The organism is Nonomuraea sp. NPDC049750, assembly GCF_040659625.1.
In the GTDB taxonomy this organism is placed as follows: Bacteria; Actinomycetota; Actinomycetes; order Streptosporangiales; family Streptosporangiaceae; genus Nonomuraea.
Genome location: NZ_JBFANB010000021.1, coordinates 93,362 through 108,537 on the forward strand (window position 1 = coordinate 93,362; position 15,176 = coordinate 108,537).

Genomic DNA, 15,176 nt, shown 5'->3' on the forward strand with positions numbered 1-15,176 from the left:
GACGTGACGTGGCGGACGAGCAGAAGCTCCTCGACTACCTCCGGCGGGTGACCGCCGATCTCCAGCAGGCCAGGGAACGGCTGCGCGAGGCCGAGGCCCGCGAACACGAGCCGATCGCGGTGGTCGCCATGAGCTGCCGGTTCCCCGGGGACGTGCACGACCCCGAGGGGCTCTGGCAGCTCGTGGCGGACGGCCGCGACGGTGTGTCACTGTTCCCGGACGACCGGGGCTGGCAGCTGTCCACCCTGTACGACCCGGACCTGACTCGTCCGGGCACCACGTACACGCGCGAGGGCGGGTTCCTGCACGACGCCGCCGACTTCGACGCCGGATTCTTCGGCATCTCACCTCGGGAGGCGCTGGCCGCCGACCCGCAGCAGCGCCTGATGCTGGAGGTGGCGCTGGAGGCGTTCGAGCGAGGCGGCATCGACCCGCGCTCGCTGAAGGGCAGCCAGGTGGGCGTCTTCGTCGGCGCCTTCGCCGACGGGTACGGAGGCAGCCTCGGCGCACCCGCCGAAGGAGCGGAGGGCCACCTGCTGACGGGCAACTCCACCGCGGTGATCTCGGGCCGGATCTCGTACGTGTTCGGGCTCAAGGGACCCGCGGCCACCATCGACACGGCCTGCTCATCGTCGCTGGTGGCGCTGCACTGGGCGTGCGAGTCGCTGCGCAGCGGAGAGAGCACGCTCGCGCTGGCCGGCGGGGTGACCGTCATGCCCACCCCCGACATCTTCGTGGAGTTCAGCCGCCAGCGCGCCCTGGCGCCCGACGGGCGGTGCAAGGCGTTCTCCGACGACGCCGACGGCACCGGCTGGGGCGAGGGCGCCGGTCTGTTGCTGCTGGAGCGGTTGTCCGACGCGCGCCGCAACGGTCATCCGGTGCTCGCGGTCGTCCGCGGCTCCGCGATCAACCAAGACGGCGCCAGCAACGGCCTGTCCGCCCCGAACGGGGTGTCCCAGCGGCGGGTCATCCGCCGCGCGCTGGCCGACGCCGGAGTCGCAGCGGCCGACGTGGACCTCGTCGAGGCGCATGGCACCGGTACCACGCTGGGCGATCCCATCGAGGCGCAGGCGTTGCTGGCCACCTACGGCGCCGACCGCCCGGCCGACCGGCCGCTCTGGCTGGGGTCGATCAAGTCCAACATCGGCCACACCCAGTCCGCAGCCGGGGTCGCCGGGGTGATCAAGGCGGTGCTGGCCATGCGGGCGGGCCTGCTGCCTAAGACGTTGCACGTGTCCGAGCCCTCGTCCCACGTGGACTGGTCCGCCGGGAACGTCCGGCTGCTGACCGAAGCCGTCGACTGGCCGGACAGCGGCGGGCCTCGGCGCGCCGGGGTGTCCGCGTTCGGCGTCAGCGGCACGAACGCGCATGTGATCCTCGAACAGGCCCCAACAGACGACCCCGCGCCGACCAACCCCGCGCCGACCGACCTCGCCTCGACTGACGCCGCCCCGGCCGCCCTCGCATCTCCAGCGGACGCGACGGCGACAACGGGTGCGGTCGCGTGGACGGTGTCGGCCAAGAGCGCGGCCGCCCTGCGTGCCCAGCTCGACCGGCTCGGCGCCCACGTGGCGCGCCCCCCCGGCCAGTCCGCCGCCGACATCGGCTTCTCCCTGGCCACCACCCGTACGGCCTACCGTCATCGCGCCGTCGCAGTGGGCCGGGACCGTGCGGAGCTGCTGGCCGCCGTCCGCGCCCTCGCCGCGGGCGAACAGGTCCCCGCCGGAGTAAGCGGGGTGGCCGGAGCACCGGGCAAGACGGTGTTCGTCTTCCCCGGCCAGGGTTCGCAGTGGACAGGCATGGCCACCGAACTGCTCGACGAGTCGCCGGCCTTCGCCGAGCACTTCGCCGCCTGCGAGCGCGCGCTCCAGCCGTTCGTGGACTGGTCGCCGGCCCGGGTGCTGCGCGGCGAGCCGGGCACGCCGCCGCTGGAGCGGGTGGACGTGGTCCAGCCGCTGCTCTGGGCGGTCATGGTGGCGCTGGCCGGGCTGTGGCGCTCGTACGGCGTGCGTCCCGACGCGGTGATCGGCCACTCCCAAGGCGAGATCGCCGCCGCCACGGTGGCGGGCGGCCTGTCGCTGGAGGACGGCGCCCGCGTGGTCGCCCTGCGCAGCCAGGCCATCGGCGCCGTGCTCGCGGGCCGTGGCGGCATGGCCTCCGTCGGGCTGCCGGTCGAAGAGCTGACCGAGCGCCTTGCCCGGCGACCGGATGAGTACTCACTGGCCGCGGTCAACGGCGCACGCTCGGCCGTGGTCTCCGGGGCACCTGGCGCGCTCGGCGACCTGGTCGCGGAGCTCACCGCCGAGGGGATCCGGGCCAAGCTGATCCCGGTTGACTACGCCTCACACTCGGCCCAGGTCGACGAGCTGCGCGAACGCCTGCTGCGCGACCTCGCGCCGATCACCCCGAAAACGGGCGACGTGCCGATGATGTCGACGGTGACCGGTGACTGGATCGACACCGCCGGGCTCGACGCCGCGTACTGGCACGCCAACCTGCGTCAGACCGTACGGTTCGACGCGGCCGTCCACGCGCTGGTCGGACAGGGTCACACGGTCTTCGTCGAGTCCAGCCCGCACCCGGTGCTCACCATGGGCATCCAGGAGACCCTCGACGCCCTCGGCCGGGACGCCGTGGTCATCGGCACGCTCCGCCGTGAGCAGGGCGGGCCGGTCCGCATGCTCACCTCGCTCGCCGAGCTGCACGTACGCGGCGTCGGCGTGGACTGGACCGCGCTCTACCCCGGCGCCCGCCGGGTGGACCTGCCGACCTACGCCTTCCAGCGGGAGCGCTACTGGCTGGAGTCCGCGCCCGCGATCACCTCGCCCGCCGATCCGCTCGACGGCCGGTTCTGGGAAGCGGTGGACCGAGGGGAGGTGCCGCGGTTCGCCGAGGTGGACCCGGCCGCCCTGGACGAGGTACTGCCCGCGTTGTCCGCGTGGCGCCGCCAGATGCGGCAGGCGGCGACGCTGGACTCCTGGCGCTATCAGGTGGCCTGGCGGCCGGTACGGGAGGCGGCCGACGCGACGCTGACCGGAGCCTGGATCGTCGCCCTGCCGGACACCGACGGCGTCGACGCCGCTTCGATCGTCAACGGGCTGGCCAAGGCGGGCACCCAGGTGGTGCCGATCCAGGTGCGGGACCACGACCGGGCCGCGCTCGGGCGTACCCTGCGCGACGCGCTCCCCGACGAGCCGGTCACCGGAGTGCTGTCCCTGCTGGCACTCGACGACCGCCCCCACCCGGCCCACCCCGTCCTGTCCCGTGGCTCGGTCATGACCGTCACGCTGGTGCAGGCGCTCGCGGACGCGGAGATCTCCGCGCCGCTGTGGGCGATCACCTCGGGCGCGGTGGCCGTGGAGCGCGCGGCCGAACTCCAGTCCCCCGCCCAGGCGGTGACGTGGGGCATCGGCACCGTCCTCGCGCTGGATCATCCCGACACCTGGGGCGGGCTGATCGACGTGCCCGCCGAACTGGACGAACGCGGCGTCGCCCGCCTCTGCGGCGCGCTGTCCGGGCTGGACGGCGAGGATCAACTGGCGGTACGGGCGGCGGGCGTCTTCGCCCGGCGGATGGAGCGCGCGCCGCTCGGCGAGGCGGCACCCGAGACCCCCTGGCGGCCGCACGGCACCGTGCTCATCACCGGCGGCACCGGCGGCGTCGGCGCGAACCTCGCCCGCCGCCTGGCGGCCCGCGGCGCCGATCACCTCGCGCTGATCAGCCGCCGTGGCCCGGCCGCCCCGGGCGTCGTCGAGCTGGAGGCCGAGCTGACGGCGCTCGGCGCCAAGGTCACCGTCACCGCCTGCGACGTCGGCGACCGCGACGGGCTGAGCCGCGTGCTCGACGCCCTGCCCGGCGGGCACCCGCTGACCGCGATCGTGCACGCGGCCGGGGTCGTGGGCGACGACGTGCCGCTTGCCGACAGCACGCTCGCGGAGTTCGCGGAGACGGTCGAAGGCAAGATCGCCGGAGCGCTGCTCCTCGACGAGCTGTCGGCCGGCCACCCGGTGGAGCGATTCGTGCTGTTCTCCTCGGGTTCGGCGGTGTGGGGCCAGGCGGGACAGGCCGCGTACGCGGGAGCCAACGCGTTCCTGGACGCGCTGGCCCACACGCGGCGCGCTCGCGGGCTCCCGGCCACCTCGGTCGCCTGGGGCGCCTGGGGCGGCGGCGGCATGGTGGACGAGGAGGTCGGCGCGCGCCTGCGCCGGCTCGGCGTCCGCGTCATGGAGCCCGACGCGGCGGTGAGCGCCCTGGAGCAGGTCCTCGACCACGACGAGTCGCACCGCGTGGTGGCCGACATCGACTGGACCCGCTTCGCCTCCGTGTACACCCTCGCCAGGCCGCGGCCGTTGCTCCGCGCGCTGCCCGACGTACAGGCGATCCTGGCCGCCGACGGCGACGCGGCCGGTCAGGACGCGCACGACCCGTCGTTCGCGGCGGAGCTGGCCGGGCTGCCGGCCGAGCAGCGGGTCGAGCGGCTGCGCGACCTGGTGCGGGCGCACGCCGCGCGGGCGCTGGGTCACTCCGGGGCCGACTCGATCGCCCCCGACCAGAACTTCCTGGAGGCCGGGTTCGACTCACTGACCTCGGTCGAGCTGCGCAACAGCCTCGCCGCGGCCACCGGCCTGCGCATGCCCGCCACCGTGGTCTTCGACCACCCCAGTCCCGCCGCCCTGGCCCGGCACCTGTCGGAGGAGTTCGGCGGTACGCGGACCGGCGACCCGCACGCGGGCGACAGCCTCAGCGCGCTGTTCGGCGAGGCGGCCCGCACCGGCAAGACGCACGAGGGCCTGGCCGTGCTGCGGGCCGTGGCCGACCTGCGCCCCTCCTTCGGCTCGCCCGACGAGCTCGGTGAGATCCCGCCGCCGCTCAAGCTGGCGACCGGCCCCGCCGAGCCCGCGCTGTTCTGCTTCAGCACGCCCATGGCGCTGGGGGGAGCGGCCCAGTTCGCCCGGCTCGCGGCGAACTTCCAGGGGGTGCGCGACCTGCTCGCCCTGCCCGTCCTCGGCTTCGCCCCAGAGGAGAGTCTCCCTGGTACGGCCGACGCCGCGGTGCGGATGTGGGCGCACAGCGTGCTCAACGCGGCGGACGGCAAGCCCTTCGCCCTCCTCGGCTACTGCGCCGGCGGGATCTTCGCGCACGCCGCGGCCACCTATCTGGAGGGCATCGGCGTCCACCCGGCCGGGCTGATCCTGCTCGACACCTTCATGCCCGAGGACAAGGTGATCGACGACCTCGGGACGCAGATGGTCGAGGGCATGTTCGACAGGGAAGACGCGTTCGGGCCCTTCACCAACTCCCGCCTGTCGGCGATGGGCCGCTACTACAAGCTGTTCCGCGAATGCGAGCTCGGCGAGGTGGCGGCGCCCATCCTCTTCCTCCATCCGGACACGCCGCTGTCGCAGTCCCCCTCGGGGGACTGGCGCGCCACCTGGCACACCGAACACACCGAGCGGGAGGTGAAGGGCGACCACTTCACGATGCTGGAGGACCAGGCTCCGTCCATGGCGCACGCCATCGAAACCTGGCTCTCCTGACCGGGCTACGTGGCCGGTAGTTCGCTGTACGGGTTGACGCCGTCGTACTGGACCTCCAGGTGACGCGGACCCCGCAGGGTGGAGCTCGGGCGGTAGGGCGGCGGGTCGGTGACCAGGCGGGGGTTCACCAGCCGCCGCGCGAGCTCGCGGAGCGCGATCTGGGCTTCCAGGCGCGCCAGCGGAGCGCCGAAGCAGTGGTGGACGCCACCGCCGAAGCCCAGGTGCTGGATGTAGGGACGGTCGGGGTCGAAGTGGTCGGGGTCGCGCAGGTGCGCGGGGTCGCGGCTGCCCGAGGCGAGCGCGAGGATGATAGGGGAGCCCTTGGGGATGGTGACTCCCGCGATGGTGATGTCGTCGAGGGCGACCCGGTTGGGCAGGAAGTGCACCGGCGGCTCGTAGCGCAGCAGCTCCTCGATGGTGTGGATGGCAAGGTCCGGCTCCTTGCGCAGCCGTTCCAGCAGCCACGGGTTGCGCAGCATGGTGAGCATGCCGTTGGCGATGAGGTTGACCGTGGTCTCGTGGCCGGCGATCAGCAACAGCGCGCCGGTCCCGATCACCTCGTGCTGCGACATCGTCCCGTTGGGGCCCTCGTCGGTGATCAGCCCGGACAGGATGTCGTCGCCCGGGTTCTCGCGGTGGGCATCGGTCAGCTCGGACAGGTACTCGCCCAGCGTGAGCAGCGTGGCCTGGCGTTTCTTGATCCGCTCCGCCATGTCGCCCTCACCGGGGCCGAGGTTCTCCACGAGCTCGTCCGCCCATTGGCGGAAGCGGGGTTCGTCCTCCAGTGGCACGCCGAGCAGGCGGCAGATCACCGTGACCGGGAACGGGTAGGCGAAGTCGTCGACGATGTCGGCCTGTGTCCGGTCCGCGAGGCCGTCGATCAACTCCGTCACGATCTGGAGCAGCTCGCCGCGCAGGCTGTCGACCTTGCGCGGCGAATGCGGCGGCCCGAAATGGCGCATCGTCAGCCGCCGGAGCCGGTCGTGCTCGGGCGGATCGGTGGAGATGAAGGAGGGCAACTGTCCCCCGCCGAGGGACGGATCAGCGAGGTTGCGGCGATCGGAGCTGACCCGCGGGTCGTGCAGCAGCGCCACGATCTCCTCGTACGTGCTGACGACGTAGCTGCCGTCCTCCTGCCGCGCGACAGGCGTCTTGCGCAGTTCGGCGTACAGCGGATACGGGTCGGCCCGGTTGGAGAACTGGAGAATCTGCTGGTAGCTGCTTGCCGGCTCCACGAAATGCCTCCCTTGGACGCGTGGTTCGAGATGGTCTTACCGCTGAGGGCGTACGAGCGTGACGCGGCGTTCGCCCGGATCGTGGCCGGTCACCACCACGGTCGCTCCTTCGGCGGGCTTGATCCGCTCCGGCACTTCGGCCGGAACGGGCCGTGATCCGTCGAGCCGGTCGACCGTGCGGAAGTCAGGGGGGAACGGCGCGGCCTGCTCGATCAGGCGCCGGTAGAAGTCCAGCCACATCCCGTGGTCGAAGGTGACCGCGGCGGTGATCCTGCCCCGGTAGCCGTAGACGGCGACGAACCGCCGCTCGGCCAGCGAACCCTGCGCGATCATGACCTCGTCGGCGAAGCTCGGCACACCGACCGACTTGATGTTGACGCCGAACTGGTTGGACCAGAAGACCGGCAGCGACAGATGCGGCCAGCGATGCGCCTGGTCGCTGATCATGTTGTGCGCCGCGACCTCGGCCTGGGCGACGGCGTTGCCCCAGTGCTCCAGCGCGAGGAACTGGTAGTGGAAGACCGGGTGCGGGAAGCGGGCCACATCACCGGCGACGAACACGTTGTCGGTGACCACGCCGTTGACGTCGAAGGCCCGGCAGCCCGCGTCGGTGGCGATCCCCCACACCCCGCACGCCAGCCCGGACCCCTCCAGCCATTCGATGTTGCGGACCGCGCCGAGCGCGACCACCGCCACGTCGGCCTCCACGGTGCTGCCGTCGGACAGCCGGGCGCCGCGCAGCCGTCCCTCCGCGTCCCCTTCCAGCTCCGCCACCGTGACCTTGCAGCGCAGGTCGACACCGGCCGCGCGCTGCATGTCCGCCGCGACCGCGCCGATCACGCCGCCCAGCGCGCCGCGCAGCGGAACGGGCCCGTGGTCGACGAGGGTCACCGGCAGGCCCATCTCGCGGCAGACCGACGCGACCTCCGACCCGGTGAATCCGCCCCCGATGATCAGCACCCTGCCGACGCCGGCGGCCAGCCGCTCCCGCAGGCGCCTGGCCTCGTCGAGCGTGCGCAGGACGTACACGCCGTCGAGCGCGGCCTCCGTCTCCTTTGGCCACGGCCGGGCCCGCGCGCCGGTGGCGATCAGGACCTTGTCGAAGCCGATCTCCCCGCCGTCGGCGAGCCGTACTTTCTGGGCGGACAGGTCCAGCCCGGTCGCCCTGGTCTCCGGCAGCCAGTTGACATCGACCTCGCGCAGCTGGGGGAGCAGGGTGCGCTCGGCGGGCACCTTGCCGGTCAGGACCTGCTTGGACAGCGGCGGCCGGTCGTACGGCTGGTACGGCTCGTCCCCGATCAGGGTCAGCGAGCCCGTGAAGCCGTCTCTGCGCAGCACTCCGGCGGCCCGCCCGCCGGCCAGGGAGGCGCCGACGATGACGATGCGGCCCTGGCGTTTGAACGCCTCGCCGTCGCCCGTGGGGGAGGGGCTCAACTCCGGCCGCATGGTTCTGTGCTGGGTGGTCATCCGGTCGAGGTGAATGGCCTGGACCGGGCATGCCGCCGCTGCCTGGAGCACCCGCTCGCGCTGGTCGTCGGCCGGGCCGGTGTCGTACATGAGCGCTTCCTGGCCGTGCATCGAGAACACGTCCGGCGCCAGGAAGACGCACTGCCCGTAGCCCTGGCAGCGCGTGAGATCAACGACAACTCGCACAGTAACTCTCCCCGTCGGAAACTCTCCCCGTCGGACCGGGCGGCCAGCTGCCGCCAAGCCGCCCTTTTCACGACTTACCCGACGCCACATAGCTGATTTGGCGCTAAGGGTCATTTGTTGGGCAGGTCTGCGGAGATCATCCGGGGATGGGCGGCGATCAGGAAGCAGCCCACGATCAGGACCCAGACGGGAAAGACGATCTCCGACCAGGCGACGTGGCTGACGACCAGGAGGAGCACCAGCCCGATGAGATAGCCGAGCCAGGACAGCCACCGGGGGAAGATGCCGAGACGCGTCGCGATGGTCGTGGTCGTCAGGGTGAACACCGCGGCCATGCGCGGCGCGTACTCGGTCAGCAGGGCCAGGGTGAGGTGGCGCCCGTAGTGCCAGAAGGCCATGGGCCGCGACGGGTCCCGCATCGTGCCGATCGTGGCCAGAAAAGCGTCCGCCGTCGCGCCGAAGACGAAGAGCGTGGCCACGAACAGCAGGCCGGCGCCGAGGAAGACGGTCGCGAAGAACCGGTCCTCCCGCACCCCGATGGAGTCGCGTACGGCGCCCATGAACCACAGGAAGAAGATCCCCCCGAACGGCAGCAGGACCAGCGCCACCCGCAGGGCGTGATGGCCGGCGGTGTCGGCGAGGTAGGCGGCCGCGCCGATCGGCTGGTCGGGCACCGCCCTGCGCACCAGGATCATGGCGCCGCCCAGCGGCAGCGCGGCGAGGATCCCCGCGGCTCCCGCGGCGCGCGGCGTCCGCAACGCCCTCGCCGGCGATCCGGCAATGCCCTGCATGGAGCCCTTCCTCCCACGACGCCGAAGCCTGTACAGCCTGTACGACGCTACGTGTCCAGCCGATACGCTCGGTAATCATCGTGCGTGGTACGAAGCGGGCGCGTCGCGATGGTTAGGTGTGTCCTGTGACCCTTGATCGTGATTCCGAGATCGCCGATGTGCTCCGTACGATGGCCGAGAAGATCGCGGCCGGAGCGCCCGCGGGATGGCGGCGGGCCGAGCTGCAGGGGTTCGCGACCGGCCCGGACGGGTCCGGCCACCGCGGACTGAGGGTCGAGCCCGGCGAGGCGGATGACATCGACCTGCACGCGGAGATGTGCGAGATCTACACCCTGGCCGGGGCGAGCGGCGACCACCTCGCCATCGAGCTGGTGGTCGAGGCCAAGGGCCGGTTCGAAGCGGTGGTCAGCGAGTCGCTGGACCGCGTGGATCACGGCGAGCACGGCTTCCTGTACGTCCTCGATCGGGGCGTGCTGCCGCCCGAGCCCGCGGAGTTCCAGCGGGGCCGGCCGGATGCCGCCCCGGCGGGAGATCCGAAGGAGGTCGTCGCGCTGCTCGGCGCGTACTTACGCGAGCGTGACCGGGTCCTGGGCGGTCCCGGCACGGACAAGTACGCCCCGCCCCCCGCGCTCCCCGAAGCGCGCCGCGCCTGGCTGGAGGCCCAGCTCCGGGTCCGGTACGGCGTGACGCTCCCCGAGGACCTGCGCGCCCTTTACGCGCTGGTCGACGGCGACGGCGGTGAGGGCCTCCTGGACCGGCACCCCTGGTTCGGCCTCGAACTGCTGGAGGACCAGAGCCGCCCGGAGAACCGCTGGTGGGCGGCCGGCCGTAGCTGGAGCCACCAGCCGTTCATCACCGGCGTGGGCCCCTCGCTGGCGATGCGGCGGGCCTCGGACCACCCGTGCTGGATCCCGTTCGCCACCAGCACCGGGGGCGACTTCCTGGCGGTGGACCTGGCGCCCGGCCCGGACGGGCGGCCGGGCCAGGTCATCCGCATGGGCACGCACCATGACGAAGGCCCTGTCTATGTCGCCGACTCCGTGACCAGCCTGCTGCGGCGGCACGTCACCGCTTTGCAGGCCGGCGCCTACGCGGTCGAGAACGGCGAGTTGTGGATCGACCTCGGCGACATGAAGGAGCCGAACCGGCACGCCCACGAGCAGACCCGTTCGCTGACGGTCGCCGGCCCCGACGCGGCCACCATCCGGGGCTGGGAGCCGCGGATCCAGCGCCTGTCGGTGCTCAACGCACCCTGGGTCGACTTCGGGCCCGTGCGCGGGGCGCCGGTGCTGTGGCAGGTGAAGGTGGACAACTGCCCGGGCGCGGACCTGACCCCGCTGCGCGACACTCCGGTGGAACTGCTCGACCTGGCCATGGACGGGATCGACCTGGCGCCGCTGGCGGGCCACGTCACGCTGCGGTCGCTGACCCTGCGCACCGAGCGGCCCGTGGACCTGACCCCGCTGCTGTCCTGCCCGCGGTTGTACGCGCTGGATCTGTCCCGCGCCGCCGTGGGCGACCTCGGCGTGCTGAGCGAGCTGAAGGGCCTGCTCTACCTCAACCTGCGCCGGGGGCAGTGGGCGGAGCTGCTGGAGCGGGGCGGTCTCCCGGCGGGGCTGGCGGCGGCCGGGCTCGCCGCCGAGCCGCGCCGGGAGAAGACCTGGTGGTGGTCGGTCGACCGGGCCTACCACGCCCCGGAACCGTCGCTGAAGACGGCGGTCAGATGGGCGAGCGACCTGGCCGGGGAGGCGGCGGACGTACGGGTCTTCACGGGCCGCTTCCCCCGGCGGCGGCGCTGAGACCCGCGCGGGTCAGCCTCGGGTGGAGATCAGCCGCAAGGCGAGGTCGTGCTGCTCCTGGGACGGCGGCCGGGTCCACGTGATGCCGGGGCGTCGCTCGGTGAGCATCCGGGCCAGGGCGGCGGACATGACGTCCACGGGCTGGGCGTGCGGCATGCGCGGGCGAAGCTCCTGGTAATCGGCGAGCACCCGGCTGTAGTCGTACATCAGCGTGTTGGTGAAGCGGCTCTGCTCGCCGTCGGCGCGCTCGAGCCCCGCGACGAACTCGGGCTCCGGCTCCTCGATCACCGCCTTGTAGACGTCGAGGCGGTTGCGGATCTCGCCGGGCGAGGCGTGGCTGTGCGCTTCGTCGTACATTCTCCGCACATGCGCCGGTACCTCGGTGAGCACCGTGAGCATGCCGTAGCCGGCGTCCTCGTTCCCATAGCCGCCGACGCCCCCGTCGACGCCCTGTGCGTGCGTGGCCATGCCCATCTCGCGGGTGAAGTCGTACTTGTCCAGGCCGTCGACGGGCTCCTCCATCCACTCGTCGTCGATGTAGAGCACACCGTCGATCTCCGCCTCCGCGGCGCGGCCGATCAGGTGCCGTACGGCGCCCGCCGGATCCGCCAGCGCCCCCGGGCCCATCGCGGCGAACTGCTCGGTGAGGAGGAACAGCGAGACCATCATCTGCGGGTTGTAGACGTGCAGCGCCCCCGCCTCCCGGTGCGGGAAGACGGTCCGCTCCTCGTCGTAGGCCTCCAGCCCGGCCATGAAGGCCCGCTCCTGCTCCTCGGTGAGGACGAGCTCCCAGGCCCACGTACGCTCGACGTGGAACTTGTAGAAGTCCTCACCTCTGAGCGGGTCGCGGAACTTCCACCACAGCGCGACGCCGACGATCAGCGCGACGATCACGCCCAGTGCGATCAACATCTAGATCCCCCACTTCCTGACATATCCCGTTTCCTGGTGTCAAGCACAGAGCGGGAAGCCTAGCGGTGAGGGTCCGCCGGAGCATTGGAAACGATCAAACGCGGGTCCTAGACCCGGATGACCCGGATGCCGGCGTCCGCGAATCCGGCGGTCAGCTCCGGCGCGGCCGTGGAGTCCGTCACCAGGACGTTGATCCTGCTCAGCGGGCAGACCAGGGCGAACGCCCGGCGGCCCAGCTTCGAGCCTTCGGCCACCACGATCACCTGGCGGGCCTTGGTGGCCATCAGCCGGTTGACGGCGGCCTCGCCCTCGCCATGGGCGCTGGCGCCGTGCTTGACGTCGAGCGCGTCGACGCCCAGCACCACCACGTCGAGCGCGACGTCGGCCAGCATGCCCGTCGCCACCGGGCCCACCAGCTCGTACGATTCGGCGCGGGCGGAGCCGCCCGTGGTGAGCACGTGCAGATGCGGCCGCACGGCCAGCTCGTGGGCGATGTTCAGGGCGTTGGTCACCACGGTGAACGCCGGGCCGCGGCGGCCGGAGGGCGGGTCGGGGCGGTTGGCCAGCACCCTGGCCACCTCCGTCGTCGTGGTGCCGCCGTTGAGCCCGACCGTCGCCCCCACCGGCACCAGGGCCGCCGCGGCGGCGGCGATGCGCTGGTTGTCCGGCGCGTGCTGGGCGACCTTGTAGCGCTGCGGCAGGTCGTAGGAGACGCTGTGCGCGATGACGCCGCCCCTGGTCCTGGTCAGCAACTGCTGGTCGGCGAGTTCGTCGAAGTCGCGCCTGATCGTGGCCGCGGACACGCCGAGCTTGCGCGCCGTCTCCGACACGTTCAGGCGGCCGGCCTCGGCGACGAGCTCTAACAGCATGTTCCAGCGTTCGTACCGGTTCACCGTCTAATCATGCCCGAAACCCGGCTGAAGCTCTTATCTGTCGGTTTTATGGGAAAATACTCGCCAAATGCTACGGACATCCACAGTCGTGCTCCCCGTGTCCCCGCTGGGTCCGGAGAACCCGCTGCCGCCGCTGCGCACGCTCCCCGATCCGCGTGGCGGGCTGAGGACGGCCGCCGCCGACGCCGAGATGGCGGCCCAGCTGGCTTATGGGCACGCCGAATCGCTCCTGCCGTACACCTTCCAGGACGGCTACGGCCGCGAGCGGGAGGAGCGGGAGCTGAAGACGGCGGTGCTGGAGAACGAGCTGCTGCGCGCGGAGTTCCTGCTGGAGTACGGCGGGCGGCTGCGCTCGCTGGTGCACCTGCCGACCGGGCGCGAGCTCCTGCACAAGCCGCCCCACCTGCAGCTGGCCAACCTCGGGCTGCGCAACGCGTGGTTCGCGGGGGGAGTGGAGTGGAACCTCGGCACCTTCGGGCACACCGCGCTGGCCTGCGCGCCGGTCCACGCCGTCCGGGTGGCGGGGCCCGACGGGGTGCCGGTGCTGCGGATGTACGAGTGGGAACGGATGCGGCGGCTGGTCTACCAGCTCGATGTCCACCTGCCGCCCGGCTCCCCGGTGCTTCTCGTACACGTCCGCATTTATAACCCTTCGGCGGTGGATGCCCCCGTCTACTGGTGGTCGAACGCGGCGGTGCCGCAGACGCCGGGCAGCCGGGTGCTGGCGCCGGCGCGCCAGGCGTACCACTTCTCCTATGACGGGATGCTGCGCCGGGTGCCGGTGCCGCGCTGGCGCGAGGCCGACCAGTCCTACCCGGCCCGCAACGAGCAGGCCGCCGACTTCTTCTACGAGCTGCCGCGCGGCGAACGCCGCTGGATCGCCGCCCTCGACGCGGACGGCGGCGGGCTCGCGCAGGTCTCCACCGACCTGCTGCGCGGCCGCAAGCACTTCCGCTGGGGCACCGGCGCGGCGGGCCGCAACTGGCAGGACTGGCTGTCCGGCCCCGACCGGCCGTACCTGGAGATCCAGGCGGGCCTGACCCGCACCCAGCTGGAGCACGTACGCCTGCCCGCCCGCTCCGCCCTGTCCTGGACCGAGGCGTACGGCCTGCTCCAGGCCGACCCCGCGCGATCCCACGGCCCCTGGCCCGAGGCGCTCGGCCACGTGAGCCGGGCCGTGGACCGGCTGATCTCCCGCGACCGCCTCCAAGCCGCGCACGAGCAGGCCGTAGAGCTGGCCTCGGCGGTGCCCGTGGAGGTCCTGCACGTCGGCAGCGGCTGGGGCGCGCTGGAGCGCCGGGCCCTGGCCAAGCGGCGCAGCCGGGCGCTCAACCTGCCCGGCACGCCGTTCGCCGACTGGACGATCGGACGCGACCAGCAGTCGTGGCTCGCCCTGGTGCGCAAGGGCTCGATTCCCACACCCGCCCCCGCCCTGCCGCCGTCCTCCTACACCGTCGGCCCCGAGTGGCGCACGCTGCTGGAGAAGTCGGTCGAGGAGTCGGGCGGCACCTGGTTCACCCTGCTCCACCTGGGCGTGAACCTCTATCACGACGGCGACCACGACGGTGCACGGGCCGCCTGGGAACGCTCCCTGGCATGCGCCGAGAACGCGTGGGCCCTGCGGAACCTGGCCGTCCTCGCCCCGTCGCGCGCCGCCGACCTGTACGAGCGGGCGCACGCGCTGTCGCCGCGGCTGCGCCCCCTCACCATCGAGACCCTCGCCGCCCTGCTCGCCGCCGGCCGCCCGGACGAAGCCCTGGTCCTGATCGACAAACTCGGCCCGAAGGACCGCTGGCACGGCCGGATCCGCCTCCTGGAGTGCCGCGCGGCCCTGGACACGGGCGATGTCGGCCGGGCCGGGCGGGTGCTGGAGACGGGGCTGGTGGTGGACGACCTGCGGGAGGGGGAGGACACGCTGGACGAGCTGTGGTGGGACTATCACGAACGGCTCAATCCGACGGGGCGGGCGCGGGTGCGGGCGGAGAATCCGCTGCCCTGCCGGTATGACTACAGCGTCAAGCAGTATTAGGGGCGAAGATCTCGTCGAGGGTTTTCGCGGTGCAGGCGCGGTTTATCCATTGAGTCAGCTGGTCGTGGTCTGTGCATTGGGTGATGCGGTCGCGGACGTCTTGATGGACGGTGATCTCGTGTATGTCGAGCACTTTGACCACAGCCTCGGCCATGGCTTTGATCAGGCGTTCATCATGATTTCCGACAATCCCGTCGATGTAACCTTCGACGTATCCTCTGCTGAAGTGCGCTTTGGCGAAGGGGCTGTATACCGGCCATTCCATGGACGACATAAGATTCCTGAAATAGGCGCCGGGCCCCGATCGAGGCCCGGCGGAAGCGTATG

General features: G+C 72.1%; 9 protein-coding genes. 3 read left to right on the top strand and 6 right to left on the bottom strand.

The annotated features are described in order from the left end of the window. The first annotated feature begins 8 nt into the window (after positions 1-8). On the top strand, positions 9-5,537 hold the full coding sequence (locus AB0J16_RS39990; RefSeq protein ID WP_358549893.1) for a type I polyketide synthase: 5,529 nt from the start codon (positions 9-11) through the stop codon (positions 5,535-5,537). A 5-nt stretch (positions 5,538-5,542) separates the two neighbouring features. Here AB0J16_RS39990 and AB0J16_RS39995 read toward each other — a convergent pair whose 3' ends face one another. From AB0J16_RS39995 to AB0J16_RS40005, 3 genes are all read right to left on the bottom strand, one after another. After that, positions 5,543-6,772, bottom strand: coding sequence for a cytochrome P450 (locus tag AB0J16_RS39995; protein WP_358549894.1), 1,230 nt, complete (start codon positions 6,770-6,772; stop codon positions 5,543-5,545). 36 nt (positions 6,773-6,808) lie between these two features. After that, positions 6,809-8,425, bottom strand: coding sequence for an FAD-dependent oxidoreductase (locus AB0J16_RS40000; RefSeq protein ID WP_358549896.1), 1,617 nt, complete (start codon positions 8,423-8,425; stop codon positions 6,809-6,811). Between the two features lie 110 nt (positions 8,426-8,535). Continuing rightward, positions 8,536-9,216, bottom strand: a complete 681-nt coding sequence (locus AB0J16_RS40005; RefSeq protein WP_358549898.1) for a hypothetical protein — start codon at positions 9,214-9,216, stop codon at positions 8,536-8,538. Positions 9,217-9,341: 125 nt separating this feature from the next. Here AB0J16_RS40005 and AB0J16_RS40010 point away from each other — a divergent pair, with 125 nt between their 5' ends. Next, positions 9,342-11,015 carry an SMI1/KNR4 family protein gene (locus AB0J16_RS40010; RefSeq protein ID WP_358549900.1) on the top strand — a complete coding sequence of 558 codons (1,674 nt, stop codon included), beginning with the start codon at positions 9,342-9,344 and terminating at the stop codon, positions 11,013-11,015. A 12-nt stretch (positions 11,016-11,027) separates the two neighbouring features. Here AB0J16_RS40010 and AB0J16_RS40015 read toward each other — a convergent pair whose 3' ends face one another. After that, entirely contained in the window at positions 11,028-11,927 is a 900-nt protein-coding gene (locus AB0J16_RS40015; protein WP_358549902.1) for a hypothetical protein, read from the bottom strand. 107 nt (positions 11,928-12,034) lie between these two features. Then, positions 12,035-12,820: a DeoR/GlpR family DNA-binding transcription regulator gene (locus AB0J16_RS40020; RefSeq protein ID WP_358549904.1), complete on the bottom strand. Its 786-nt coding sequence runs from the start codon at positions 12,818-12,820 to the stop codon at positions 12,035-12,037. A 97-nt stretch (positions 12,821-12,917) separates the two neighbouring features. On the opposite strand from AB0J16_RS40020, the gene AB0J16_RS40025 reads away from it, so the two are divergent. Next, a complete protein-coding gene (locus AB0J16_RS40025) occupies positions 12,918-14,849 on the top strand; it encodes a DUF5107 domain-containing protein (protein ID WP_358549906.1) in 1,932 nt (643 codons plus the stop codon). Here AB0J16_RS40025 and AB0J16_RS40030 read toward each other — a convergent pair. Next, on the bottom strand, positions 14,836-15,114 hold the full coding sequence (locus AB0J16_RS40030) for a hypothetical protein (protein ID WP_358549908.1): 279 nt from the start codon (positions 15,112-15,114) through the stop codon (positions 14,836-14,838). The genes AB0J16_RS40025 and AB0J16_RS40030 overlap by 14 nt on opposite strands. Positions 15,115-15,176 lie beyond the last annotated feature (62 nt).